Raw genomic sequence first — 24,577 nt, 5'->3', positions numbered from 1 at the left:
AAAGGCCACGAACTATCCACACCTCCGAGTCGTTGCCCACAAGTCTGGAGAACAGCGCTGGTGGTGGCGCAGGCATTCGAGTCATAAAAATCCTCGGGACCGTCACCCACTTGCTACCTACAAGAGACCGCGAAAAGCATGCCGAGCATGCGTCTGGGACAAAAACACTATGCAAATGGTGTGCGGCCTGGGCACCTTACTTCGCACCCGAGCGCCCTGTCTGTGCGGAAGGCGACCTAATGAGCAACTCATCGCCAACGAAACGCAGCCCACCTGACACTGTGCGCCTGCTCGAAGTAGCCGAGACGCTTTACGAAGCGGATGCAGGTATCAGGGCCAAGTAGGCATGACCATGGCCAGCAAGAAGCACAAGGAGTGGCGCGACAAGCGCGCGCCACAACCCGACGACGAACCAATCACCTGGCCCGCACCCGCGGGCCTTTTCACGCCTGGCACCAACCGCAGGCACGCGAGGAACACGCCATGACCAAGAAAGAAAAAATCGAAGCTGCCAGCGGTGGCGATGCACTGGCCATCGTGACGATGCGCCCTATTTCGATCAGCCTTCAAGAGGCAGCACGGGCAGTGGATCTGTCCGAGTCGCAGATACAAAAGCTGGTGCAGACCGGCGATTTCCCCAGGCCTCGGCAGCTCAGTGCGCGCCGCGTGGGCTTCATCGTTGCAGAGGTGGAGGCCTGGGTGATGTCGCGGCCACCGTCCGAGTGCCTGCCGGCGCCAGACAGCGGCTACGGCCGCGCAGGGAAACCTGGCAAGTCCGCCTCACCGCCTGGCTAAGCAGGCAGACCCTCAAGCTTGCGCACGGTCTGGTACAGCCTCTTCACCCAGACCTGCTTCTGGGCATCGAAGGTGTGGAGGTTGTAGCTGGCCACCATGACCCCGGGTTTGTGGCCGATGATGGCCTCGCCCACATCCTCCGGGCAATCAATGGCGCTGAGCAGCGTGCGCGCCGTGCGCCGCAGTGCGTGGGGCGACCAATCCACCACAGGGCAGATCAGCCCATCACCGGCACGCCTCTTGGCCTTGGCGGACTCCGGCATCAACGAATAGACGTAGCTGGAGAACGTGTTGCGGTGGTACGGCCGGAACTTCCCACCCCGGCCCGTGAAGAACAGCCATCCGTCCCAGGCTCCGGCCACGCGGCGTTGCACGATCTCAAGCGCCTCACCGAACAGCGGAACACGGTGGTCCACAGTGTCTGCATCCCGTTCCATCTTGAGCAGGTGGGCGGGGAACGTGATCCACCAGCCATCCTCCTCCTGCGACACGTACTCAGTGCGCAATGCAAAAATCTCGACACCCCGCATGCCGGTGTAGAGGTACAGCAGCAGCCCATCCAGCGCGCTCTGCGACATATTGGCCCGGGCCCACGGCAGGAGCTTGCGCAGCTCCGCCTGGGACAGCACCCGGCGCCGAAACCCCACATGCTCCCCACCGACTATTTTTCCCTTTGAACGCAGTTGGCCTTTGAGAAGGCTACGCCACCAGTTCGGCGCCGCGCCATCAATCTTCCCTGCATCGAGCCCCCAGTCCCAAGCCTGCCCCAGCAGTGCCCGTAGCTTCTTGGCTGCCGCAGGAAGGTCTCGCCGCTTGTCGAGCACGTCGTAGGCCTGGGCGCGGGTCACGTCACGCGGCGCCGTCCTCGCAAGCTCCGGCTCCTCATCCAGCATTCGCTCCAGAGCGCTCCACGCCCGGGCCGCGCCCTCGGCTTGACGCAGGCCCGCCAGGTGATCGCGGAAGCCTTCCAGCAGCGCACGCACCGTAGACGACACGGCAGGGCCATGCTTGGCCAGTGCTGCCTTGCGACGGGAAGTGACCGGATCAACTCCTGCGCTACGCCCGTCGCGCTTTTCTCCCCAAGCTGAGACGGCCTCCGCCAGCGACATCTCCGGCCAATGGCCGAGCCTCACCTGCTTCATGAGACCAGCAGAGTCTTTGTACCGATAGGTCCATGTCTTGCGCGATTGGGACGCGACCAATCGCAATCCATCGCATCCCTGCACGAGCAGGTGCGAGCCTGGCTGAAGCTGCTTTGCAGACCGCGAATCGAATAGCACTAGAATCCCCTCAGAGTCATGGCGTAGGTTTGATTGCCAAAGGCGTAGGGAGCAAAACCTACGCCAGAACCTACGCCAAAGTCCTAAGTGTAGATAGATTTCGCTGGGTGCTAAGATGAAGTTCTGCGGCAAGCAGGGCGTGAAATTCTGAATAGCGGCAAGCACTTAGCAAAGAAATTCGTGCTTTGACAATAACTTAGCCAAAGCGGGCGTCGTTCAATGGCAGGACCTGAGCTTCCCAAGCTCATGATGAGGGTTCGATTCCCTTCGCCCGCTCCAGATTTCCTGGAGCAAAGTCCATCAGTCCCGGATACACATCCGCCACTGATATCCCACGGACCGCCTTCCGCGCGGGCCCGATCTCTCCCGCCTCCGACCTCTCCCCCGCTTTTCTCCGCGACATTTTTTCGCTCCCCCGCGACGGATCCGTGCTGCCCGCGCGTTGAACGCAATAAGGCCGCCTGATGTGGCCGATGCAGGAGTCTTTCATGTCCTCATTCCGTTTGACTGTTCGCCGCGCTGTCCGTCCGCTTGCGCTGGCGCTTGCCGCCGGCAGCCTGGCCGCGCTGGCCGGCTGCGTGGTAGCGCCTGTTGCGCCCGTGGCGCCCGGGCCCTATGTGGTGCCGCCGGGCGTCGCCTATGTGGCGCCTGCCTATCCGATGCCCAGCGTCGGCTTCGTGTGGCAATACCACCCGCGCTACGGCTGGGGCTGGCACCATCCGGTCTACGGCTGGCATCGCGGCTGGCGTTGAGCCGCGCGACACTGGCTGACCCCGCCACTACACCGATGCCCTTTGGCTGAAATCGATGACCCGGATGCCGACCTGCTGGCGAGACTGGCCCGCGGTGAGCCGCAGGCCGCCCGCGAACTGGTGGAGCGCAAGCTGCCACGCCTGCTGGGTCTGGCCCAGCGCCTGCTGGGCAACCGGGCAGAGGCTGAAGAGGTGGCGCAGGAAGGCCTGGTGCGCGCCTGGCAGCAGGTGGGCCACTGGCGGCCGGGCCAGGCCCGCTTTGACACCTGGCTGCATGAGGTGGTGCTCAACCTGTGCCGCGACCGGCTCCGCCGGCGCGCGGTGCGGCGCGAAGAAGCGCTGGACGAGCACGCCGAAGCCGCCGCGTTCGCCGACCCCGGCCCCACACCGGAGCAGCAGCTGGACCACGCGCAGCACAGCGCCCGGGTCGCCGCTGCCCTGGATGCACTGCCGCCGCGCCAGCGCGAGGCGCTGGTGCTGCACTACTACCAGGCGCTGCCCCAGGCCGAGGCGGCAGCACTCATGGGCGTCTCCGTGGATGCCCTGGAAAGCCTGCTGGCCCGTGCGCGGCGCAGCTTGCGCGCCCGCCTGCAGGACGCAAGCACGAGCGCAATCGCTGCACCCGCAGACCCTGGAGGATCACCGCCATGACGCCAGAACGCTTTGAACAATTGGCCGACGCCTGGGGCGCCGACCTGCGGCGCTGGCCGGCCCAGGAGCAGGCTGCGGCACACGCGCTGATGGAACAGCCGGCCTTTGCGCCTGCGGCCCGGGCCGTGCTCGCCCGTGCAAATGAACTCGACACGCTGCTGGGCAGCCATGCCGTCGCGCCCCCCAGCGCAGCGCTGGCAAGCGCAGTGCTGGCCGGCTTGCAAGCGCGCCCAGGCATGGCGACTGCGCCAGGCCAACCATCGCCGCATGCATGGCCGCAGCCCCGTGGTACCTCGCCCGCACGGCCGGTGCGTGCCAGCGGCCGCAAGCCCTGGCATGGCTGGTGGTCCGGCGCCAGTATCGCCGGTGCGGGCCTGGCCGGTGTGGCCGCAGGCGCCCTGGCCGTGGCCTTGCTGATAGGCACGGCCTTGCCCACGGCCCGGCCGGCACAGTCCGAAGGCGGCTGGTGGCCGGGCACCGCCTTCGACACGGGCGGCGCCTTGGTGGAAGGAAGCGAGGAATGACGATGAACGAATCCCCCATCGGCGATGCCCCCCGCACGACGCACCTGCGCCGCTGGCTGTGGGCCTCTGCCCTGCTGAATCTGTTTCTGGTGGGCGGCATTGCCGGTGGCACCTGGCGCTGGTGGGCGCACCAGGCCGAGGCCAGGTCGGTAGCCACATCCACGCAGACAGGAACACCCACCGGAGCACCGGCAGGCAGCTCCCCGGCCACTGCGCGCGGACTGCGCTTTGCCGCAGACGGCCTGCCGCCCGAGCGGCGCCAGGCCTTCCGCACAGGACTGCGTGAAGTGCGGCGCGAGGCTGCTGCGCTGACCCAAGGCAGCCGCGAAGGCCGCGCCGAGGTGGTTCGACTGCTGGCTGCGCCGCAGTTCGATCGCGCTGCCGTCGAGGCTGCATTGGCACGCACCCGGGCCGCCGACACGGCGGTGCGCGAGCGCGTGGAGGCGCACGTGGTCGACTTCGCGGCCCAGCTCACGCCGGCCGAGCGACAGACACTGGTGCAGGGGCTGGCAGCGCAGCAAGGCCCCTTCCATGTGCCCGCACCCCCGGCCAGGCGCTGAGGAGCACAGGACACGCCCGCCACGCCCGCCACGCCCGCGATTTTTCGAGGTGAATCCATGAATTCTGCCGCCATCGCCCTGAACCGCTTCGGCCTGGGTGCCCGCCCTGACGACGCACTGCCCGCCGACCCGCAGCGCTGGCTGCTGGACCAGTTCGCGCGCTACCAGCCACAGCCCCCTGCCTGGGCCGGTCACGCGGACACGGACGCGCTGCTGTCCGACTACCAGTCCCGGCAGCGCGAGCTGCGCAGCCTGCCTGAAGACCAGCGCGCCGCCGCCCGCCAGCAGTTGCGCCGTGGCGCACGCAACGGCTACCTGGACGCAGTGAACGCGCGCCTGGCCAGCGCCATCGACACACCCGCGCCGTTTGTGGAACGCCTGGTGCATTTCTGGTCGAACCACTTCGCGGTCTCGGTGGAAAAGCCCGTGGTGCTCGACCTGGCCGGCGCCTACGAGGCCGAGGCCATACGCCCGCACGTGCTGGGCCGATTCGAGGACCTGCTGCTTGCCGCCGTGCGCCACCCGGCCATGCTGGTCTATCTGGACCAGGCCCAGTCGGTGGGACCCGCCAGCCCCGCTGCACAGCGCGCCGCCCGGCGCAACCCGGACAAGACACGCGGCCTGAACGAAAACCTGGCGCGGGAAATCATGGAGCTGCACACCCTGGGCGTGCGCAGCGGCTACACCCAGCAGGACGTGACCGAGTTCGCCCGCGCGCTCACCGGCTGGAGCCTGGGCAATGACGCAGGCAGCCCGGCCGCCAGCGCCGGTTTCCAGTACCGACCTGCATTGCACGAGCCCGGACCGCGCCGCCTGCTGGGCCGCAGCTATGCCGCAGGCGGGCAGGAGCAGGCGCTGGCCATCCTGCGCGACCTGGCGGCCTCCCCCGCTACCGCGCTCCATGTCGCGACCAAGCTGGCACGGCACTTCGTCGCCGACGATCCGCCGCCCGCGCTGGTGCAGCGCCTTGCGGCCGCCTACCAGCGCAGCGGCGGGGACCTGCCAGCCGTCTACCGCACGCTGATCGATTCGCCAGAACCCTGGGCCGCACCAGCCACGAAGTTCAAGACCCCCTGGGAATGGGCCGTCTCCTCAATGCGTGCACTGGGCCGGCGCGAGTTGAAGGGTGCTCAGGCCGCCGGCCTGCTCAACCAGCTCGGCCAGCCGGTGTGGCGCCCCGGCTCGCCGGCCGGCTACGACGACATCGCCGCCAGCTGGGCTGCGCCCGATGCGCTGGTGCGCCGTGTCGAGCTGGCGCAGCGGCTCGCAGCCCAGGCCGGCAACAGCGTCGATGCGCGCGCGCTGGCACCCCGATTGCTGCCCGGCGATGCACTGGGCGCGGGCACGGCCGAGGCCATTGCCCGATCCGAAAGCGGCAGCGGCGCACTCGCGCTGCTGCTGGTCTCGCCCGACTTCCTGCGCAGGTGAACACCATGACCACGATCCATACGACCGCCACGAACATCGCGCCCAGCACGATGGCCAGGCGCAATCGCCGACATTTCCTGGGCCTGCTGGCCGCAGGCACCGGGCTGGCACTGGCCGCGCCCCACCTGGCGCTGGCGCGTGCAGCCACCGAGCGCCGCTTCGTATTCATCATCCAGCGCGGCGCGGCCGACGGGCTGGAGACCCTGATTCCCTATGCCGACCCCGGCTACGCCCGGCTGCGCGGCGCCATCGCCGTGGACACGGCTGCGGCCACGCGGCTGGACGGCATGTTCGCGCTGCATCCCTCATTGGCCGAGACCGGCAGGCTCTACGCCCAGGGCCAGGCGCTGTTCGTGCACGCGGTCGCATCGCCCTACAGTGACCGCTCGCATTTCGACGGCCAGAACGTGCTGGAAACCGGAGGCAGCGCGCCCTACCAGGTCAAGGACGGCTGGCTCAACCGCCTGGTCGCCCAGTTGCCGCACCGGGAAGAGGCCATTGCCTTCGCGCCCACCGTGCCCATGGCGCTGCGCGGGCCGGCGCAAGTGGCCTCCTACGCGCCTTCCTCCCTGCCCCAGGCCAGTGACGACCTGCTGCTGCGCGTGGCCAGGCTCTACGAGGGCGATGCGCAGCTGCATGCTCTCTGGACTTCCGCCATGGACACGCGCGGCGTGGCCATGGACGGTGGCAACAACCGGCCGCGCCTGGATGGCGCCAGCCTGGGCAAGCTGGCAGCCGGCTTTCTTGCCCGCCAGGACGGGCTGCGCATCGCCATGATCGAAACCGGCGGCTGGGACACGCACAGTGCACAAAACAATCGGCTGGCAGCCCAGCTCAAGAACCTCGATGCACTGATTGCGGCGCTGCATGACGGCCTCGGCGATGCCTGGTCGCAGACCGTGGTGCTGGTGGCCACCGAGTTCGGCCGCACGGCTGCGGCCAACGGCACCGGTGGCACCGACCACGGAACAGGCGCCGTCGCCATGCTGATGGGCGGCGCGGTTCAGGGCGGCCGCGTGCTGGCCGACTGGCCTGGCCTGCAGCCCGGCCAGCTATTGGAGAACCGGGACCTGAAACCGACCACCAGCGTCGATGCGCTGATTGCCTCGGCAGCCGGCGAATGCTTCGGCATCGACCCGCAGCGGCTGGCGCGCAACCTGTTCCCCCAAGGCCATGTCCTGCCAGGCGGTGCCCCGGCGCGGTCGCTGCCGCCATTGCTGAGAGCCTGAACGCGGGCCCCACGCCAACATGAAAAAGGGCCGGCGCCTCAAGGCGGCCGGCCCTTGTGTCATGTGCGCAAGATCTGGCGATATCTGACCGGCGGCCGCGCAGTGGCTGCTCAGTGGCCGCTCAGCGCCTGCTCAGTGGCCGATCTCACGGCTGACCTGGTTCTCCTGCTGATTCAGCACATGCTGCTCGCTGCGCGTGATATGACCGCCGTTCTGGCTGGCCATGAGGCGTTCTTCCTGGCGGATCCTGTGGTCCTGCTGGTGCAGCGCAGCCGCCTGGCCATGGCTGATCTCGCCCTTGCGCACTTCGTTGTGGATACGGCGGTCCTGGTTGGCCAGGCGGCCGTTGACCTCGGCACGGCGCGGATGGGCCTGGTCCCAGGTGGCGGCGGATGCGGCGCTGCCGAGGCCGGCCAACGAAGCAGTGGCAATGACGAGCATGAAGGCTTTGCGCAGGGACATGGTGTTTCTTCTTGAAAGGATGTGGACGGACGTTGCTTGCAGAAAGCCGATGCCGGCTTGCCACATCACTTCAACGCACGGCCAAGGCCAATCCGTCGCGGATCAAGCAAGTCCATCGTCCATCCGGGGCCGCGCACGCTACATTGGCAAGCACCGTATCCGTCCCACCTCACCAGACAGCATGCTGCACACCCTCTCTTGCGAGAACACCACCGAAGACATCCAGCTGAGCGCCGTGCGCGTGCGGGGCATGAGCGTCTGCAATTGCATCGCACGGATGCACATGGATCTCGAAGCCAGGGGCTCGCCCGATGCACTGGACGTGATGCACCACTTCTTCAACTACCACTGGCTCAACGACCTGGACCTGCCCTATCTCGCCGCGCTTCTGGATCTGCGCAATCCTCAGGTGCGCGCCGTCAGCCTGCGTGAGGACGGCTGGGCGCAGATGGAGCAGGACCAGCGCCAGGTGCGCATCTGCAGTACCTACGGCGATTCACCCTGTGCGCTGATCGCCTGGGAAGAGTTCAGCGCGGCCATGCAGCTCAAGCACCGCTTTCTTGGCCTGATGCGGCGGTATGAGGGGCACGGCATCCCTCGCTACAGCGTGTCGGAAGGCTTCAGGGTCCGGCTTCACGCGCCCGGACTTGAGGGGGCCAGCGCACAGGGTCGGTGATCGATGCGGGCCATGCTCGCTCGCATTGCTCAGCTACGGCGCCTCATCCTCCGCGCCCTCGGGCCCTACCCACCAGGCCCAGCTTTCTTCCTCGTCGGGCACGGGCAGTTCGCGGGTCTGCACTGCGTCGATACGGCGCCCGGCGCCACCGGCTTGCCATGCGTTGAGCAAGGCATCGACGGCGGCGCGGTCCACTGCGGCGATGCCCAGGTTGCGATCGGTCTGCCAGGACGGTTCACCCTCGGGTGGCGAAGCTGCCTCGGCATGCTGGTGGGGCGTGCCATAGCTGCAGCGCATGCAGTAGTGGCGGATGCTGGCCGTCCAGTCCTCGGCATAGCCGATGCCCGGGGCTTCGGTACCCAGCAATTCCTGCAAGTCCTGCGCATTGGCGCAGGTGATGAAGACCACGAAGGTCTGGAATGCCGAGGGCGCCAGCCGCTGCAGCTCGTTGAAGACCGGCACTTCGCGCTGGCCGTTGAACCGTTGGCCGGTGGAGGCGCCGTCGTGCAGCACGATGTCGCCGAAACGATGGCCGCTTTCGGGCAGCGGCACGTTGAGCAACTGGGCGCGCACGGGGTCGATGCGGCGCATGAACACGGTCTCGCCGCCCTGCCAGGGGTGCAGGCGCACCACGGCCACGCCGTAGTCACCCTCGATGGGGCCCTGCTCGCCAGGCACCTGGATGCCGCAGGCCTTCCACAGCCTGCGCGCCGTGGTCCAGTCGGACAGCGCCGTGGCCGCGATGGCGCCATTCCAGAGGCTGGCTTCGTCGTCTTCGCCCGCCAGTGCAATGGCGCGCAGGTTGTGCTCCAGCGATGGCTGCCAATCGCGCTGGTACTTGCGCGCAAGCCCCAGCATGTAGTGGTAGTGGCGGTTGTCCGGCATGTGGGCTGCCAGCGCCTCGAAGGCCTGGGCGGCCTCGGCCAGCGCGCCGCATCCCATGTCGGCATAGGCCTGGTCGTGCAGGGCTTCGAATTCGTCGGGTGTGGAGGAGGTCACGGTGCTGCGATGGGGCAATGCTGGACAGCGCCAGGCGGCTATCGCACGCCGGGCGACGAGCTGCCCATGTCGACTTTCAGGTCCGGGAAGGAACTGACCATCTGGACCTTGAAGTCGGGGAAGGAGGTGACGATCTTCCACTCTCCGCAACTGTCTGCAAAGGAGTCCACCACCTTGACCTTGAGGTCCGGGAAAGAGCTGGTGGCCTGGACCTTGATGTCGGGAAAGGAGTGCACGATCTGGACCTTGCCGTAGAGGCGGATGCCTTTGTAGGTGCAGTTTTTCTTGTCGAAGTCTGCGGCGTGAACGAAGGCCGGCAGTGCGAGACAGGCAAGGACAAGGCTGAAACGCGGCAGAAGTGGCATATGCGACAAGGGAGTGGGTCTTGAGAAACAAGCCAGGCCATGGCTTGCGGCCGCCCGCATACTAGCAGGCCGACCCACCCCTGCGAATGACGTCCCGCAAATGCCGTCCATCCGTCCTCTGCGCCCCCTGCTTTTGCTGTTTCTGGCGATCTCGGTCGAGGCGCTGGCGCAAGCGACAGCTCCCGAACCTGTCCCCGCGGCTGTGTCCGCCGATGCTTCCGCCGATGCTTCCGTTTGCAGGCACCGGGCCGACACCGCCTGCCTGCAATCCTTCAACCTGCCCGGCAACGCGGGGCGCATGCGCTACTACGCATCGCAGGCGCCGGGCGCCAGCAACGGCGCCATGCCCCGGTCCGCGCTGGTGGTGATGCACGGGCATCCGCGCGATGCCAACCGCAGCTTCGAGGCCGGCCTGCGGGCCGCCGAAGGCGCGCAGCGGCTGCAGGACACCCTGGTCATCGCCCCGCTGTACCAGGTGCCCGAGGACCAGGCTGCGCATTGCCACAGCCGTGGCGTGCCCGCAGCCGGGAACGCAGACGCGGTATGGACCTGCGCGGGCTGGCTGGCCGGCGAGCCCTCGCTGGGGCCGCATCCGATAGGTTCTTTCGCCGCGCTGGATGCGCTGGTGGCCGAGCTCGTGCAGCGCTGGCCCGGCCTGCGCAGCGTGACCCTGGCGGGGTTTTCGGCAGGGGCGCAGATGCTGCAGCACAGCGTGGCCTTTGCTGCCGACGCGCCGGGCACAGTCACCTTGCGCTACGTGATCGCCGACCCGGGTACCTGGCTGTACTTCGATCCCGTGCGGCCACAGCCGCAGATGGCCGGGCAGAGCACCGACTGGGCAGCCTGCGGCACAGGCGCGGCGTTTCCGGGGGCGTGCAGCTATGTCTTCCATGCGCCGCCCGCCGCCAGCGCCTGCCCGGGCCATGACCGCTGGAAGTACGGCCTGCAGGACCTGCCCGGCCACCTGGGGCGCGATGCGGCTGCCGCGCGGGCCCGCTATGCGGCCGCGCAGATCGACTACCTGGAAGGCGCCCTGGACAGCAGCGCGGACAAGGGCGCGTTCTATCCCATCCTCGACAAGTCCTGTGCCGCCATGCTGCAAGGCCCGTTCCGGCTGCAGCGAGGCCACGCCTTCGCGGCCTACGAGCGCGAGCTGCTGGCGCCGCAGCGGCCACGCCGCTTCGTCGTGGTGCCGGACTGCGCCCATGATGTGGCTTGCGTGCTGCCGTCCCTGGCCGCGCGGCCCCTGCTGTTTCCACCAGCGCCCTGACCCCGCAACGGAGTGCCCCCATGACCCCCACCACCGAACAAAAGCGCGCCACCTTCCACGCCCTGCACCGCCAGGGCTGCTTTGTGCTGCCCAATCCCTGGGATGCGGGCAGCGCCCGCATGCTGCAGGGCCTGGGCTTCAAGGCGCTGGCCAGCACCAGCTCAGGCCATGCCTGGTCGCTGGGCCAGCCCGATGGCGCCATCTCCCGCGAGATGACGCTGGAGCATCTGCGCAGCCTGGTCGCGGCCACCGATCTGCCCGTGAATGCGGACTTTGAAAGCGGCTTCGGCCTGGGCCCGCAGGAGGTTGCCGAAAGCGTGCGCATGGCCGTGGACACCGGCGTGGCGGGCCTGTCCATCGAAGACTCGACAGGCGATGCAGCCAACCCCTTGCGCAGCATCGAGGAAGCCGTGGCCCGGCTGCGCGCCGCCCGTGCAGCCATCGACGAGGCCGGTGGCGGCACTTTGTTGGTCGGGCGTGCGGAGAATTTCTTCGTGGGCCGGCCCGATCTGGACGACACCATTGCCCGGCTCAAGGCCTATGCCGAGGCCGGCGCGGACTGCCTGTACGCACCCGGCATCCGCAGCGCCGAGCAGATCCGTGCCGTGGTGGCGGCCGTGGCACCCAAGCCGGTGAATCTGCTGATCGGAGGGGCCAGCGAATGGAGCCTGCAGGATGCCGAGGCCATGGGCGTGCGCCGCATCAGCGTGGGCGGCGCACTGGCGCGCGCAGCCTGGAGCGGGTTTCTGCATGCGGCGCGCTCCATTGCCGAGACGGGGCGCTTCGACGCGTTCGCCCAGGCCACGCCGGGCGCCGAACTCAATGGCTTTTTTCAGGGCAAGGACTGATCCGCACCGGCCTGCAGCCGCTGCGCGGTCATGACCCAGACCGCGATATCGAGCAGGGCGGCCGCGCGCTCCGCCGGCGGCAGCTGCGGGTCCAGCACGCCGTCCATCTGCCTTGCCAGGGCGCCCCAGCCCAGCAGCGCGCCCTCGTCGGCCCAGGCCCGGCCTGCGGCCAGCAGCGGTGCGCCGGCACCCGCCAGGCCTGCGGCCTGCATGTCGGCCAGCCAGGCCTGGCCTTGTGCCAGCCAATGGCGCAGCGGCGCGGTGGTGCTCTCGTTGCTTGCTTTGATTGAACTGCTCATGGAGCCTTCTCCACACCGACTTCGGCAAGCGGCGGCGGCCAGGCCGTGCTGGGATGGTGCCAGTGCGCGCTGTCCCGCCAGCGCACGGAAGCCACGGCAATCTGCAGCTGCCCTGCCACGAATTCCACGCGGCCAAAGACTTCCCGCAGCACGCGGCCGCGCGCCAGTTCCCTGCGCAATGCCTCACCCGCCCTGCCCTGCATGCCGTGCAGATCGCCCACCAGGGACAGGGAAGGCCCGGGCACCGGCGACCGCAATGCAATCGTCCAGCGCTGCAGCAGCTCGTCACGCTGCGCCAGGCCGCTGCCGGCCACCTGCAGCCGTGCCCAAAGAGGCGGCTGCAGGCGCCAGGGGTCGGCATGCAGCTCCTGCAGATGGCGCTGCAGCAGGGCCTGGGGATCGTCGGCCACCGGCAGCGGGCTGGTCACCTGGATCGGCAGCGGGCCGGTCGCCTGGGCCGGTGCCAGCCGCGTGGCGTCGCGCGCCGACAGGCGGCCATCGTCGCTGGCCCAGCCGTCCAGCAGCACATGGGGGCCTTGCAGCAGCTGCCTTGCGGTGAGGCCGCCCAGGGTTTCCGAGTCCAGCGCCCCGGCTGGTTCCCACTCCGGGTCGAAGCCTTCGGCGCGCGATGCGGACCAGGTCAGATACCGACCGCTGGCCGCGTCCTGCAAATGCACGGAAAACCCGCGCTGCCCGCCGCGCGCATGCCATAGCTCGGCTGCCACGGCGTGCAGGCAAAGGCCTTGCACGCGCCGGTAGCTGCGCCTGTGCACGCCCGCCAGTTCGCTCAGGGGCCGTGGCATGGGCTGTTGCGCCAGGCCGCGCAGCAGCATCCACAGCGCGGCCAGCAAGGGCGCCACGCGTTCGGCCGCACCGGCACGCCCTGCGCGCTCGTCACGCAAGGCGCGTACCAGCAGGTTGAGCACGCTGGCGGGGCGCGGCAGGTCGGCCTGGCGCAGTTCGGTGGCCAGTGCCTCGCCCTGGTCGAGGAAGGCCGGGCTCATGCCTGCACGGCCCTGCAGCACCCAGCCGGTCAGCCATTGGCGCGCCTGGGCCAGCCGCTGCAGTGCGCCGGCTTCCAGCGCCTGCGCCGGCAGCTCCGGCATGGGTGCGCCCGCCAGGCGCCGGGCCTGCAATGCCACCAGGGCGCGGTGGGCGCAGGCCGCTGCCTTGCAGCTGCAACTGGCCGCCGCCAGGCCACCGGCGCGCGGCAGGCGCACGGTGACTTCGTCGGGGTTGGACAGTTCGCCGATCAGGGTGGCCGGGGCCTCTTCCAGCACCGCCTCGAAGCCCTGGGCCATCCAGCGCAAGGCCTTGCGCTGGGCGGCCATTCCAAAGGCCTGGGCCACCGCGCCGGCATCGCCGTCGAGCCACGGGGCAGCGGGCGCCTGGGCCATGCCATCGGCCGGGGTCTCGTGGGCCAGCCGCGCCCGCAGGCCCAGCAGCAAGGCGCACAGATGGTGGCAGGGGCCAAAGGCGGGGCAGCTGCATTGCAGCGTGGCAAAGCCCGCGCCGGCCAGGGTCTGGACATGGCCTTCGATGCCGGCGCGGGCCTGGTTGGCCGCCAGCTCCCACTGCCCCGCATCCACCGCCGCCAGGGCCTTGGCCCCGCGCTTGAGCAGGCCCTTGTTGGCCCAGTCGGCAATGGCGTCATCGTCCAGGGTGCGCAGCCATTCCTGCATCATGAAGGCTGCCCTCCCTGCATGGCACGGGCCAGCCAATCCACCAGATGGTCGGGCGTCATGGCGGCAACCTGGGCGCCGCGCGCCACCAGCTGCGCGGCCAGGTCGCGGTCATAGTCGGGGTGGGCGCGGCGGTCCAGCGCAGCCAGCACCAGCACGCGGGCACCACTGGCAACCAGCCGCTCGGTCTCGGCGATGACGCGGGCCTCGTCATGGCCTTCGTACAGGTCGGTGATCAGCACGATCACGCTGCGGCGCGGCGCGGCCAACTGCCCGGCCACATGCGCCAGTGCCGCGCCGATGTTGGTGCCTCCGCCCAGTTGCGCGCCCAGCAGCAGCTCTTCGGGCGCATGCAGCTGGCCGGTGACATCGGCCACGGCATCGGAGAACAGCAGCACATGGGTGCGCAGGGCGCGCACGCGCGCAAAGATGCTGCCCATGACGGCGCTGTGGATGACGGATTCATGCATGGACCCGCTCTGGTCCACCACCAGCCACAGGTCCCAGGTCAGGCGCTGTGCTTCGTTCTCCCTGAAGAACAGGCGCTCCAGCACCAGCACCTGCTCCTCGCTCTGGTAGTGGCGCAGGTTGTGGCGCAGGGTGCGCGGCCAGTCCAGATCGCTCATCTGCCCCTGGCCCCGGCTACTGCGGCGCCTGCGCCGCCGCCCCAGGGCCGAGTGCACGCGCGAGGACAGCCGCGCCTGCAGATCGGCCACCACGCGCGCCACCAACCGGCGGGCCTCGGCCAGCACCTCGGGGGGCAGGCTGGTGCGCACCGCCATCAAGGCGGCCACCAGTTCGATGCTGGGCGCGGCCTCGGCCAGGACCTGGGGATCACTGAGCAGGCCATGGAGCCCATAGCGCGACAGCGCATCGCGCTGCAGCGTTTCCACGGCGCTGCGCGGGAACAGATCGCGCACCTCGCCCAGCCAGTGCACAGCCTGGGGCTCGGGCACGCCGCTGCCGCCCTGGCGCGCGGATAGCCCGCCCGTGCCCTGCCACGCATCGGTGCCCGAGGTGTTCGCCTGCTCGCGCAGGCGGTGCTCGCGCTGGTAGAGATAGTCCAGTGCCGCGTCGCGGCGCGCATCGGCGGCATCGAGCGGCTGCGCGGCAGCCAGGGGCTGGGCGGCCTCGGGCCCGAGGATGAGTCGCCAGCGCCTCAGGGTGGCGGCATCGATTGCCTGTTCCTGCATTGGCGGCTCGTGCATTGGCGGTTCGTGCATTGGCGGATCTTCCCGGCTCATGACAGTCCCCAGGGTTGCAGCAGCCGGCCCACCTGGGCCGCCAAGGCGCGGCCGTGCGCCAGGGCCTCGTCCGATGGCAGGTGCACGGAGGCCAGCGTGGTTGCGCCGGGTGACGTGGCCGCGCCCGACAGACCCGCCAGCCGCCCGGCCAGCTGCCGCAGTTCGGCACGGGTCAGCTGGGCAAAGGCCAGCCGCAAGGCGGGCAGGCCGGCCAGGAAGGCGTCTTCCGGCCAGTGCGCAATGCCGTCACTGAGCAGGCGCAGCAGCGGCGGATGGCTGAGCAGCCAGCCCTTGGCCACGCGCACAAAGCCCTGCAGGTATTCGCCCATGGCGGCAGCATCGACCTGCGCCAGGCCCAGCATGGCGCGCAGGGCGGCATCGGTCTGCGCGATCTGCCAGCGGCCGGCCATGCTCAGGATGCCGGCCGTGGCGCCGCGCACGGGCTCGGGCGTGCTGTCGGCGCCTGCCTCATGCAGGGCGGCACAGGCATCGTGGAACAGGCCGGCGTCGGCCCAGGGCGCGTGGCGGCAGACCATGCCGTGCAGATCGGCCAGGGCATCCAGGGCCTGTGCCTGCTGGGATGCATCGCCCTCGCCCAGCCAGGGCAGGCGCAGGCAGGCCTGCGCAAAGCAGCGCCGCAGCAGCGGGAGCAGGCGCGCCAGGCCCACGCCGCCCAGCGCATGGCGGGCCTCGTAGGCCAGGGCCAGGCAGCCCGTGGCGCGGGCCAGGGCCAGCGCGTCGTGGCTGCGCTCCATCCAGGCCTGCACGGTGTCCAGCACCTGTTGGGCGATGCCGTCCAGCCCCATGACCAGCACCTCCAGCACGCGCTGCGCGGGCTCCGTGTGGGCCGTCTGCGCCAGGCGCTCGCGCACCAGGTGCACCGCGGCTTCCTCCAGGCTGGAGCCGTGACACATGGCCTCGGTCAGGGCCACCGTGGTCTCGACCTGCCAGCCCAGCGTCCAGACCTCGCGCACACGCGCCAGGCCCGTGCCCGCCACGAAGTCCGGCCCGGCCAGGCGCTGCGCATAGGGCACGCCCAGGTAGCACAGGCGGTGCAGCCCCTGCGACAGCCGGCGGTGGCGGGCGCTGCGGTAGATGTCCAGCTCCTTGCGCACGGGGGCGGCGGGCCGCACGGGCAGACGGTGTCGCAGGCAGAAGGCCTGCACATCGACCAGCAGCGGGGCGGCCGGCGCGTTGGGTGGCAGCTGGCCGTAGTCGTCGGCGTCCAGCAGCCATTGAGCAGTCTGCTGCCCGGTCTGCTGCACCATAGGCTGCGGTCGCAGGGCCTGGGCATGCTCCTTGAACACGGCGCTGTCCAGCGCTTCCAGCAGCTCGGCCCGGCCGCCGCGGCAGGCGCGCAAGGCGGCCAGACCATGGGCCAGGCGCACGGCCTCGGCCGCCTCAGGCAGGCTGGCGGGCATGCCCCGGGCGCGCAGGCTGTTCACGGTGCGTGCCGCCATCTCGGGCCAGGCCTGGGCATCGGGTTGCGAAGCGCCCTGTTCCAGCGCCTGCCATACGCCCTGGTAGTAGCCAGGCATGGGCATGCCGGCCGCGTAGCCGCCGGCGCGCTCCAGCCGCTGCAGCGTGTAGGCAATGAGGTGCACGCCTACATCGATGGCGGGCCTGGCGTCCGCAGGCCAGGCGGGGGCCGAGAGGCCGGCAACGATGCCGGGCACATGGAAGCCGCCGCAGACCACCAGGCAGCGCCCGCCTTCGGCCAGGGCCGCGCTGACCTGAGCGGCCATGTGGGCCTCGCGCGCCACGTCCTCGGCATCCATGCCGCTGCCGCCCGCGCCCTGCTCGCGCTCGCGCAGCAGCTGGCTGAAGGCCAGCACGCCGGCAAAGTACGCCTGGGGCGAGGCGTCCTCGTTGCCAGATTCGTAATGCCGGTCCCACCATTCGTCGAAATCGCGGCAGCCGCTGGCCTGGATGAGGCCGGCCAGCACGTCGGGCGCGCGCCGTGCGGGCTCGTCGGCCAGCAGGGGTTCGGGCGCGCAGGCGAAGTAGTCCAGCTGCGCGGCCTGCGCCAGCCTGTCGGCATAGGGCAGGTCGATGAAGCGCACGGCGCTGCGCAGCCGCGCCGCCTCGCGCAGGGCCACCCATTCGGGCGAGAAGGCGGCAAAGGGCACGTAGCAACGGCAGCGCCAGTCTTGCTCGGCCGCGCCGGGCCCGGCCATGGCCGCATGCAGGTAGGCGGCCAGCGGGGGACGCGCCTGGGCGTGCTGCAGCGCGGGCAGCAGGGCATCGAGCTCGCCCGGGCCTTCGATCAGCACGTGGGTGGGCTTGAACTCGCGCATCAGCGCGCGCAGGTGGTGGGCGCAGCGCGGGCTGTGGTGGCGCACGGGCACCAGGCGCAGCTGCGGCAGCGGCGCCAGCCACGCGGCAGCGTCAGTGCTCACGGCCGCCTGCGACAAAGTCCTGCCACTGCGGCTGCCCTGCGCGCTGGCGTGCCACCACGCGCAGGTATTCGGCGAAACGGCGCCGGTCCTCGTCGTCGTCCTTGATCACCGTGCCCAGCAGGTGGCGCGCCAGGTGGGCCGGACCCACCTGCTCCTGCCCGAAGTACCAGCACTGGCAGGCGGCGTTGAAGGCCACGTCGATGGCCTCGGCCGTGGACAGCACGGTGCCCGGCCGCTCCACGGCCGTGCCCTCAACGCTGCCGCTGCGCAGCTCCTGGAAGGCCGTGGCCAGCAGGGCCAGCACATCGGGCGCGACGGTGGTGCCGATGCGCTGCTGCGCCAGTGCGCGGCCCACCTCCTGCCCTATCAATGCGGCCTGCGCGGCCACGCCTTCGAGCGGGCGCATGGTCTCGAAGTTGAAGCGGCGCTTGAGCGCGGCCGACATCTCGTTGACGCCGCGATCGCGCAGGTTGGCCGTGGCAATCACATTGAAGCCCGGCCGTGCCAGCAGCCAGGGCTGCTCGTGCTTGAGTTCGGGAATCTGCAGCAGCCGCTCGGAGAGCACGGGCACCATGCAGTCCTGCACTTCGGTGGAGCAGCGCGTGATTTCCTCGAAACGCAGCAGCCGCCCTTCCCCCATGGCGCGGTGCAGCGGGCCGGGCACCAGGGCTTCGGGGCCAGGGCCGTCACGCAGCAGCAGGGCGTAGTTCCAGCCGTAGCGGATCTGCTCTTCCACCACGCCGGCACCGCCCTGCACGGTGAGCTTGCTGTCGCCGCTGATGGCGGCGGCCAGCAGCTCGGACAACAGGGACTTGGCCGTGCCCGGCTCGCCCACCAGCATCAGGCCGCGCTGGCCGGCCAGGGTGACGATGGCGCGCTCGACCAGGGCATCGTTGCCGTGGATCTTGCGCGCGATGGCAGGCCCGCCGCCGTCAGGCTCCGCACCGCCCAGGATGAAGCGCCGCACGGAGCGCGGGCTCAGGCGCCAGCCGTCGGGGCGCGGGCCCTGGTCGGCGGCCTGCAGGGCCGCGAGTTCCTGGGCGTGGGCCATCTCGGCCGGCAGCCGCTGGGCGGCAGGTTCCGGGGTGGCCGCTGCAATGCGTTTGGTGGCCATCAGTCGCTCTCTTTGGTGCTGGCCGATTTGGCGGCGATGGCCGCGAACTGCGCCATCAGCGTGGCCTGCAGTGCGCGCGGCCACTGCTGCGGCTGCAGCCGGGGCCAGCGGCCATCGTCGCCGCGGTGGCTGCTGTCATAGACCACGGCATGGGTGATGTCCACGCGGTTGTCCAGGTCCATGAACGGCAGGTAGCGCCCGTGGTGGAGTTCGATGTACAGCTGCGGGCCTGCCAGGTCCAGCTTGTGCTCGTAGATGCCGGGGCCGTCCCCCACGGGGCCGGGGCGGTAGTTCCACTTGGCCAGCAGGCCGGACAGCGCGCCCTGGCGTATCTGCAGCGGGCCGGCGGGGTGCAGGGCATGGTTCTTCCACTGCCCGGCTTCGGGCAGTTGTGCGCCTGCGTTCAGCTGGTCGATCAGCGGCTGCAGCTCGTAGTCGGCCAGGCAGGTGCGCCAGGCTTCAACCTCGCCCGCTGCGGCATCGACCGGATGCCAGAGCAGCACCTGTGCGTCGTCGGGCAGCTCCACGGCATCGTCGGTGGCGTCGAGCAGGGAAAAGTCCTCGGCAATGCGAAAGCTGGCGCCCTGCTCCAGCCGCCAAATCAGGCTGCGGCCCACGATGCGCAGCAGGGGATGCAGCAGGAACAATCTGCGCCAGCGCGGGACGGACCAGCGCTGTCCCGTCATGAAGGCGGTACCCAGGCGCGGCACCTGCTGCTTGGCGATGGCCTTGACGCCTGCGGCAACGGTCTTGAATTCGGCCTGGGCCGCATTCCACTGCAGGCGCAGCGATTCGTCCTTGAGCGCAGGCAGGGTCTTGGAGGCCTTGCCCTTGTCGCCGACCACGCGCAGGCTCAGGTCGCCCTGCAGCTGCAGGCGGTAGCGCTGCGGGCCCACCTCCAGCACCAGGCCTTCGCCGCCCAGGCCGAAATCGGGCGTCAGCTCGTCATACAGCTCGATCAGGCTCAGGCCGCGGCGCTGGGCGGCCGCCTTGAGCGCGTCATGCGTGGCTTCAATCACCAGATCCTTGAGCTTGCGCGAGCTGGACAGGGTCTGGACCTGGGACAGCGCGTACAGCGTGTCCAGCGCACCGAGCTGCTCCACGGCGATGATGGCGCGCAGCTTCTTGCTCCAGCCCCAGGCCTTCACGGCGGCCACCAGGGTCTGCACCAGGCGGTCGTCGATATGGCCGGTGGCCAGGCGCAGCGCCCAGCGCGCCTTGGGCTCGCCCTCCAGGGCCACCCAGGCATTGACCAGGTGCAGGGACAGCTGGGCGCGGCTTTCGGCCGGCACATGGGCCAGCAACTGCTCCACCAGCGGCGGCAGTTCTTCCTCGGCCGTGGCCACCAGGTGCAGCACGGTGCGTGCCGCATGCCCGGACAGCGGCGCGAACAGGGCCAGGGTCTCTGGCTGGTCATAGGCCTTGATGCTGCTGGAAAAGCGCTTGAAGCGCGCCACGCGGGCCTCCAGCGCATCGAGCGGGACCCGGCCCCCCTCCCCCTGCGCCACGGTCAGAGCGCCTGGCACTGAGACACCCAGGGCCAGCAGCCGGCCCTCGACCATGCTTTCGGAGCCCAGGTCCAGGCCCGTGCGCAGCAGCGCCTGCAGCAGCGGTGCGACCCCGGGATCGGGGTGGGCCAGCAGGATGTCGCGGCAGGCCAGCTGCATCGCTTTCTCGCGCCGCTGCAGCCAGGCGTTGGACTCGAAGACAGCGCCTACGGCCTGCGCATCCAGCCCTTGCATGAAGCGCGCCACCGCTTCGCGCAGCGCCCGCGAGCTGCTGGCCGCCAGCAGTTCGCCCAGCAGGGGCAGCCGGGCATGCAGCATGGCCGGGTCCAGCTGCGCCAGCAGCGGGGCCAGGCGCACGGTGGGAATCTCGCGCAGATAGTCGGGCTGCTCGGTCAGCATCTGGTTGAGCAGGCCGATGAAGGGCTCAATGCGCGATTTCTGCAATATGCAGCGCAGCAGATGGGGCAAAAGCTCCGGGTAGCGTGCCGTCCAGATCTGCCGGGCGACCACCGCATCGAAGTGGTACTTGGGCTGCCATCCTTCGATCCAGGCGACGAAGGGCGCGGCATCCTCCCGCACCAGGCGGTCGAAAATGGAGATGAAGTAATCAGCCGGCTCGCGGTCCGCCCTGCCCAGCAGCAGGTTGACCAGTTCCAGGCGCCGCTGGGCGTCGGCGCCCAGGTCCCAGCGCAGCGCGATCAGGCCCGGGTCTTCGTTGATGGGCTTGTCGTCGAACCAGTCGGGATGGCGGCGGTAGAAGTCGTACCAGGGCGCGCAGCGCTGCGGGTGCGGAACGTCGCTGTGCCGCGTCATGTAGACATCGCGGATGTCGGCATAGAGCGCGCCGCCGCGCTCGGCCAGCTCCATCAGGTCCTGGTCTTCCAGGCTGCCCAGCAGCAGCTTCCAGTCGGTTCTGTCATACCTGGCGCCGGACTGGACGTTCAGCTCTGCGGCCCAGTCCAGCTGCTGCATCACCCGTTCGCGGCTGATGCCCGGGTACCAGAGCCAGCCGAACATGTCCAGGATGCGGATTTCACGGTAGTCGTTGTCGCCGTCCGGCGCAGGTGGACGGGCCAGGCTGGCGCGCGCCATCTGCTCGAACTCGGCCGCAAGCTCGGGGCTGTGGCGTGGAATGTCGCCGTCCAGGCTGCCGTCGATCCTGCGCCCGAAGGGGATGGTCTGCCGCGCGAAGGCCAGCCACAGGTCATGGTCATGGGTCCAGGGCAGATCGAAGTTGCCCAGGGCGCGGATGGGGTTGGAATAGTCGTCGAAGGCCTTGCGCGTGAAGGCGCCCACTTCGTCATGCCGGCCCGCGCGCATGCGGCTGGCCAGCACCTGGACCAGTTCGGCGGGTGGCAGCGAGGCGCTCAGTTCCTCCAGCGTGGCCTGGTCGGTGTGTTCTAGGGTCGAAGAGGTCATGGATTCAGGGGTTCTGGAGGGAGTCAAACCTGGGCTGCAGCCGCTGCGGCTGCCGCGCCCGCAGCGCGCGAGGCCAGGGCCTGGAGCATGCCGCACAGCGATGCCTGCAGCGGCAGCGGCCATTCGGCCGGGGGCAGCAGGCGGTCGGCGGCCATGTCGCGCAGGGCAAAGCCTTCGATGTCGATTTCATGGCCGGGCTCGTAGTACGGCATGGCCGCGCTGTGCAGCAGTTCCACGCGCCAGCGCTGCACGGCAAAGTCCCGCAGGTGCAGGTAGATGCCGGGGCCATCGCACACAGGGCCGGCATGAAAGCGCCATGGGCCTGCCAGGCCGTCCAGCGCCTGCTGCGTGAGCCGTATCGGTGCCTGGGGCTGCAGCAGCTCATGCTGCCACTGGCTGGCCAGTGGCAGGTCGGCGGGCGCATCGACCTGCTCGATCAGGGCCTTGAGGCCGTAGTCGGCCAGGCATTCGCGCCACTGCGCACGCTCCTGTTCGGTGGCCTGCGCGGGGTGCCACAGGGCGATGCGGCCCTCGCCCGGCAGTTGCACCGCGTCGCTCTCGGCATCGACCAGGGACAAGTCTTCGGCAATGCGCAGGCTGAACGGCTGGCCGGCCGCGGGCTCCACCCGCCAGACCAGGCCCTGTGCCACCACGCGCAGCAGCGGGTGCTCCAGGAAGAGGCGGCGCCAGGTGTCCAGCGGCCAGTGCCGACCCAGCATCAGGCAGGACTGCAGGCGTGGCGCCTGCTGCTGCAGCACGGCCTTGATGCCTTTGGACAGCGTCTTGAGCCGCGCGGCGGCCGCATCCCACTCCGTGCGCAGGCCCTCGTCGGCCAGGGCCGGCAGGCTGCGCACCAGCTTGCCGGCCGGCGTGCGCAGGCGCAGCGACAGGTCACCCTGCAGCAGCACGTCATAGGTCTGCGCGCCCACTTGCAATTGCACGCCCCGGCCCAGGTCGAAGTCCGGGGTCAGCTCATCACTGAGGTCGGCCAGCACCATGCCGCGCCGCGTGGCGGCCTCGGCCAGCACGGCCTGCGCGGCAGCCAGCACGCTGGGCTTGAGCGTCTTGCCGGTGGCCAGGGCCTGCACGCAGGACAGGGCATAGACCGTGTCGAGCCGGCCCAGCTGCTGCAGCGCGACCACGGCGCGCTCCTTGCGCGTCTTGTGCCAAGCCAGGGCGGCCGAGGACAGCACATCGACGATGCGGTCGTCCGCCGCGCCGGGCAGCAGCTTGAGCACCCAGCGCGATTCGGGCGCGCCATCGGCAGCCACCCAGTGCTGGACCAGGGCCTGGGCCAGCCGCGCGCGATTCTCGGCGCTGGCCTGGGCCAGCAGGTGGTGGGCCAGCGCCGGCAGCTCCTGCGGGCTGGTGGCCGCCAGGTGCAGCAGCGCACGCGCGGCCTGGGCCGACAGGGGCGCGAGCAGGTCCAGCAGCGCCGGCTGGTCCAGCGCGGCAATGGCGGGCGACAGGCGCTGCAGGCTGGCGGCCTGGGCTTCAAGATCTGCCAGGGAGCCGGCACCATCGCTGCCTGCCGGAGCGACCTCGCCGGCAGGTGGCCTGGCTGCGTCCGCAACCGGGGCTGCGGCACCCAGATCCTTCAGGCGCGCCTGCACCGGGCCTTGCTCGGCCACCTCCAGCAATCCACCGGACAGCAGTGCCGACAGCAGGCTGCCAGACGCCGGATCAGAATGGGCCACCAGCACATCGCGGTAGGCCAGCACCAGGTTCTTGTTGGGCTTGGCCAGCCAGCCGGCGGCCTGGGGCGCATCCACGGGCAAGGCAGACAGGGCCTGTGCCAGCGCCGCACGCAAGCCCTTGGAGGCACTGCTGGAGGCGGCCTTGCCCAGTTGCGGCAGCAGCCGCTGAAGCGTGTCCACGCGCAGCGCGGGCAGCAGGTGCGTGAGCGGGCCGGCGGCCAGCCGGGCCAGGTCGCCAGGGCGATCGGCCAGCAGGGTCTCGGCCACCGGGGCGTAGCCGGCGCGGTCGGATTCGTGCTTGCAGCCGTCTGCGCAGGCCGGCAATAGCAGCGGCAGCAGGGCCGGCCACCGGGCGTCCCACAGCCGCTGCGCCACGACGGGATTGATCGCCAGGTGGCCCAGTTGCTTGAACCAGGCGACCAGCGGTGCGGCATCGGTCTGCAGCATGCGCTCCACCAGGGCACGGTCATGCGGCCAGTCATCGTCCGAGGCAAAGCACAAGGCCTTGAACAGGTCCTGGGCCAGCAGGTCGCGGCGCGCGGCATCGGCCGCCTCCCAGCGCGATGCAATCAGCACGGGCTCGGGCAGGCGCAGCTGGTCAAGCACGGCGGGGAATTGCGCAAAAAAATCCCGCCACAGCGCCCAGCGCTGCCCTGCAGGCCGCGTGCGCTGCAGCGGCAGCTGGCGTTGGACGATGTCGCGGCTGAGCTGGCCGCCGCCGTCCTCGATGGCCATGGCCAGCAGTTCGGGCTCGGGCAGCTGGTGCAGCAGGTGCTGCCAGTGGCAGTAGTACTGCGCGCCGGGCGCAATGCCGGCCTTTGCGCTCAGTTCCCGCGCCCAGCGCAGCAGGCCGGTGACCTCGGCACTGGACATGCCTTCATGGCCCAGCACGCCAAACACCTGCCTGAGCACGAGGTCGTAGCCATCGCGCAATCTCCAGGGCTGGTGGGTGCGGGTGCCCCAGTCATCCAGCCAGGCGCGGGCCAGTGCCGTCAGCTCCGCGGTCAGCTCGGCACTGCGCCGGGGCACGCCCGAGTTGCCCCCATAGAACTGTCCCAGCGGAAGGCTGATGCGCGCCAGCGCCAGCCACAGCGCGTGGTCGCGCTGCCAGGGCGCATGCTCGCCGGGCAGCTGGTGCAGCCGTTCCTGGCACAGGCTGCTGCTGTCGCGCAGGAAGTCCGCCACCTCGGCATCACGCCCCTGGGCCAGGCGCTTTGCCAGTTCGGCGGCAAAGGCCGGCATGCCCTCGCGCCCGGCCGGAGCGGCCGTGTGCAGTTCGTACAAAGCCTGCAGGGGAAGCGCTGCTGTCTCGTTGTTGCTCATGGTCTGTGGAGTCTTCGGTGATGGGCGGTCGGGCGGCCAACGTTTCAAGGGAG

Annotated in this window: 21 protein-coding genes and 1 tRNA gene; 11 read left to right on the top strand and 11 right to left on the bottom strand. The window is 69.9% G+C overall.

Translation table 11 applies throughout. The features are described from left to right. Positions 1-483 precede the first annotated feature (483 nt). On the top strand, positions 484-795 hold the full coding sequence (locus tag DA1_RS22600; protein WP_080736915.1) for a helix-turn-helix transcriptional regulator: 312 nt from the start codon (positions 484-486) through the stop codon (positions 793-795). On the opposite strand, the gene DA1_RS22595 is transcribed toward DA1_RS22600, so the two are convergent. Further along, positions 792-2,075 carry a tyrosine-type recombinase/integrase gene (locus DA1_RS22595; protein ID WP_034394573.1) on the bottom strand — a complete coding sequence of 428 codons (1,284 nt, stop codon included), beginning with the start codon at positions 2,073-2,075 and terminating at the stop codon, positions 792-794. The two genes, DA1_RS22600 and DA1_RS22595, sit on opposite strands and share 4 nt — an antisense overlap. A 205-nt stretch (positions 2,076-2,280) precedes the next feature. On the opposite strand from DA1_RS22595, the gene DA1_RS22590 reads away from it, so the two are divergent. The 7 genes from DA1_RS22590 (at position 2,281) to DA1_RS22560 (ending at position 7,219) form a co-directional block, all read left to right on the top strand. Further along, positions 2,281-2,354: transfer RNA gene (locus tag DA1_RS22590), tRNA-Gly, on the top strand. Between the two features lie 209 nt (positions 2,355-2,563). Next, the gene (locus tag DA1_RS22585) at positions 2,564-2,827 is read left to right on the top strand and encodes a hypothetical protein (RefSeq protein ID WP_013802069.1); all 264 of its coding nucleotides are present in this window, start codon (positions 2,564-2,566) and stop codon (positions 2,825-2,827) included. A 42-nt stretch (positions 2,828-2,869) separates the two neighbouring features. After that, positions 2,870-3,478 (top strand): RNA polymerase sigma factor, encoded by a 609-nt coding sequence (locus DA1_RS22580; RefSeq protein ID WP_012206016.1) that lies wholly within the window; start codon positions 2,870-2,872, stop codon positions 3,476-3,478. Further along, a complete protein-coding gene (locus tag DA1_RS22575) occupies positions 3,475-4,002 on the top strand; it encodes a hypothetical protein (RefSeq protein WP_034394576.1) in 528 nt (175 codons plus the stop codon). The genes DA1_RS22580 and DA1_RS22575 overlap by 4 nt, the downstream gene beginning before the upstream one ends. Further along, entirely contained in the window at positions 3,999-4,562 is a 564-nt protein-coding gene (locus DA1_RS22570) for a periplasmic heavy metal sensor (RefSeq protein WP_034394580.1), read from the top strand. Before DA1_RS22575 ends, DA1_RS22570 begins: the two co-directional genes overlap by 4 nt. Positions 4,563-4,619: 57 nt before the next feature. After that, positions 4,620-5,990 carry a DUF1800 domain-containing protein gene (locus tag DA1_RS22565; protein WP_034394582.1) on the top strand — a complete coding sequence of 457 codons (1,371 nt, stop codon included), beginning with the start codon at positions 4,620-4,622 and terminating at the stop codon, positions 5,988-5,990. 5 nt (positions 5,991-5,995) lie between these two features. Next, positions 5,996-7,219 carry a DUF1501 domain-containing protein gene (locus DA1_RS22560; protein WP_034398678.1) on the top strand — a complete coding sequence of 408 codons (1,224 nt, stop codon included), beginning with the start codon at positions 5,996-5,998 and terminating at the stop codon, positions 7,217-7,219. 132 nt (positions 7,220-7,351) lie between these two features. On the opposite strand, the gene DA1_RS22555 is transcribed toward DA1_RS22560, so the two are convergent. Further along, on the bottom strand, positions 7,352-7,681 hold the full coding sequence (locus tag DA1_RS22555; protein WP_034394585.1) for a hypothetical protein: 330 nt from the start codon (positions 7,679-7,681) through the stop codon (positions 7,352-7,354). A 181-nt stretch (positions 7,682-7,862) separates the two neighbouring features. On the opposite strand from DA1_RS22555, the gene DA1_RS22550 reads away from it, so the two are divergent. Beyond that, positions 7,863-8,357, top strand: a complete 495-nt coding sequence (locus tag DA1_RS22550; RefSeq protein WP_034394588.1) for a hypothetical protein — start codon at positions 7,863-7,865, stop codon at positions 8,355-8,357. Positions 8,358-8,390: 33 nt separating this feature from the next. Here DA1_RS22550 and DA1_RS22545 read toward each other — a convergent pair whose 3' ends face one another. After that, positions 8,391-9,356 (bottom strand): hypothetical protein, encoded by a 966-nt coding sequence (locus DA1_RS22545; RefSeq protein WP_034394589.1) that lies wholly within the window; start codon positions 9,354-9,356, stop codon positions 8,391-8,393. A 38-nt stretch (positions 9,357-9,394) separates the two neighbouring features. Further along, positions 9,395-9,721, bottom strand: coding sequence for a 7(1) septoil knot domain-containing protein (locus tag DA1_RS22540; RefSeq protein WP_225971107.1), 327 nt, complete (start codon positions 9,719-9,721; stop codon positions 9,395-9,397). 100 nt (positions 9,722-9,821) lie between these two features. Between DA1_RS22540 and DA1_RS22535 the strand changes: the two genes are divergently transcribed. Together DA1_RS22535 and DA1_RS22530 are read left to right on the top strand one after the other, a co-directional pair. Continuing rightward, positions 9,822-10,991 carry an alpha/beta hydrolase family protein gene (locus tag DA1_RS22535; RefSeq protein ID WP_034394593.1) on the top strand — a complete coding sequence of 390 codons (1,170 nt, stop codon included), beginning with the start codon at positions 9,822-9,824 and terminating at the stop codon, positions 10,989-10,991. 20 nt (positions 10,992-11,011) lie between these two features. Beyond that, on the top strand, positions 11,012-11,839 hold the full coding sequence (locus DA1_RS22530) for an isocitrate lyase/PEP mutase family protein (protein ID WP_034394596.1): 828 nt from the start codon (positions 11,012-11,014) through the stop codon (positions 11,837-11,839). On the opposite strand, the gene DA1_RS22525 is transcribed toward DA1_RS22530, so the two are convergent. Genes DA1_RS22525 through DA1_RS22495 form a run of 7 tightly spaced genes read right to left on the bottom strand, consistent with a single transcriptional unit; the run spans position 11,824 to position 24,524 of the window. Further along, positions 11,824-12,138, bottom strand: coding sequence for a hypothetical protein (locus DA1_RS22525; RefSeq protein WP_034394600.1), 315 nt, complete (start codon positions 12,136-12,138; stop codon positions 11,824-11,826). The two genes, DA1_RS22530 and DA1_RS22525, sit on opposite strands and share 16 nt — an antisense overlap. Beyond that, positions 12,135-13,823 carry an SWIM zinc finger family protein gene (locus DA1_RS22520; protein WP_034394603.1) on the bottom strand — a complete coding sequence of 563 codons (1,689 nt, stop codon included), beginning with the start codon at positions 13,821-13,823 and terminating at the stop codon, positions 12,135-12,137. Before DA1_RS22520 ends, DA1_RS22525 begins: the two co-directional genes overlap by 4 nt. Continuing rightward, positions 13,820-15,013 carry a VWA domain-containing protein gene (locus DA1_RS22515; protein ID WP_034394606.1) on the bottom strand — a complete coding sequence of 398 codons (1,194 nt, stop codon included), beginning with the start codon at positions 15,011-15,013 and terminating at the stop codon, positions 13,820-13,822. The genes DA1_RS22520 and DA1_RS22515 overlap by 4 nt, the downstream gene beginning before the upstream one ends. A gap of 47 nt (positions 15,014-15,060) precedes the next feature. After that, positions 15,061-17,463 carry a DUF5682 family protein gene (locus DA1_RS22510; protein WP_034398681.1) on the bottom strand — a complete coding sequence of 801 codons (2,403 nt, stop codon included), beginning with the start codon at positions 17,461-17,463 and terminating at the stop codon, positions 15,061-15,063. Next, complete coding sequence (locus DA1_RS22505; protein ID WP_034394609.1) at positions 17,453-18,577, bottom strand: ATP-binding protein; 1,125 nt, start codon at positions 18,575-18,577, stop codon at positions 17,453-17,455. Before DA1_RS22505 ends, DA1_RS22510 begins: the two co-directional genes overlap by 11 nt. Then, on the bottom strand, positions 18,577-21,504 hold the full coding sequence (locus DA1_RS22500; protein WP_034394613.1) for a DUF4132 domain-containing protein: 2,928 nt from the start codon (positions 21,502-21,504) through the stop codon (positions 18,577-18,579). Before DA1_RS22500 ends, DA1_RS22505 begins: the two co-directional genes overlap by 1 nt. Before the next feature lie 23 nt (positions 21,505-21,527). Next, positions 21,528-24,524, bottom strand: a complete 2,997-nt coding sequence (locus DA1_RS22495; RefSeq protein WP_034394616.1) for a DUF4132 domain-containing protein — start codon at positions 24,522-24,524, stop codon at positions 21,528-21,530. Positions 24,525-24,577 lie beyond the last annotated feature (53 nt).

This window comes from Delftia acidovorans NBRC 14950, assembly GCF_001598795.1.
Taxonomy (GTDB): domain Bacteria; phylum Pseudomonadota; class Gammaproteobacteria; order Burkholderiales; family Burkholderiaceae_C; genus Comamonas; species Comamonas acidovorans.
The sequence above is the reverse complement of the archived record's forward strand: the minus strand, read 5'-3'. Positions and strand labels throughout refer to the sequence as shown.

Coding starts and splice junctions, on each gene's coding strand:
- DA1_RS22575 (WP_034394576.1), top strand. CDS start 3,475: ATGACGCCAGAACGCTTTGAACAATTGGCCGACGCCTGGGGCGCCGAC.
- DA1_RS22530 (WP_034394596.1), top strand. CDS start 11,012: ATGACCCCCACCACCGAACAAAAGCGCGCCACCTTCCACGCCCTGCAC.
- DA1_RS22495 (WP_034394616.1), bottom strand. CDS start 24,524: ATGAGCAACAACGAGACAGCAGCGCTTCCCCTGCAGGCTTTGTACGAA.
- DA1_RS22550 (WP_034394588.1), top strand. CDS start 7,863: ATGCTGCACACCCTCTCTTGCGAGAACACCACCGAAGACATCCAGCTG.
- DA1_RS22540 (WP_225971107.1), bottom strand. CDS start 9,721: ATGCCACTTCTGCCGCGTTTCAGCCTTGTCCTTGCCTGTCTCGCACTG.
- DA1_RS22565 (WP_034394582.1), top strand. CDS start 4,620: ATGAATTCTGCCGCCATCGCCCTGAACCGCTTCGGCCTGGGTGCCCGC.
- DA1_RS22585 (WP_013802069.1), top strand. CDS start 2,564: ATGTCCTCATTCCGTTTGACTGTTCGCCGCGCTGTCCGTCCGCTTGCG.
- DA1_RS22515 (WP_034394606.1), bottom strand. CDS start 15,013: ATGCAGGAACAGGCAATCGATGCCGCCACCCTGAGGCGCTGGCGACTC.
- DA1_RS22600 (WP_080736915.1), top strand. CDS start 484: ATGACCAAGAAAGAAAAAATCGAAGCTGCCAGCGGTGGCGATGCACTG.
- DA1_RS22505 (WP_034394609.1), bottom strand. CDS start 18,577: ATGGCCACCAAACGCATTGCAGCGGCCACCCCGGAACCTGCCGCCCAG.
- DA1_RS22535 (WP_034394593.1), top strand. CDS start 9,822: ATGCCGTCCATCCGTCCTCTGCGCCCCCTGCTTTTGCTGTTTCTGGCG.
- DA1_RS22555 (WP_034394585.1), bottom strand. CDS start 7,681: ATGTCCCTGCGCAAAGCCTTCATGCTCGTCATTGCCACTGCTTCGTTG.
- DA1_RS22500 (WP_034394613.1), bottom strand. CDS start 21,504: ATGACCTCTTCGACCCTAGAACACACCGACCAGGCCACGCTGGAGGAA.
- DA1_RS22560 (WP_034398678.1), top strand. CDS start 5,996: ATGACCACGATCCATACGACCGCCACGAACATCGCGCCCAGCACGATG.
- DA1_RS22525 (WP_034394600.1), bottom strand. CDS start 12,138: ATGAGCAGTTCAATCAAAGCAAGCAACGAGAGCACCACCGCGCCGCTG.
- DA1_RS22520 (WP_034394603.1), bottom strand. CDS start 13,823: ATGATGCAGGAATGGCTGCGCACCCTGGACGATGACGCCATTGCCGAC.
- DA1_RS22570 (WP_034394580.1), top strand. CDS start 3,999: ATGACGATGAACGAATCCCCCATCGGCGATGCCCCCCGCACGACGCAC.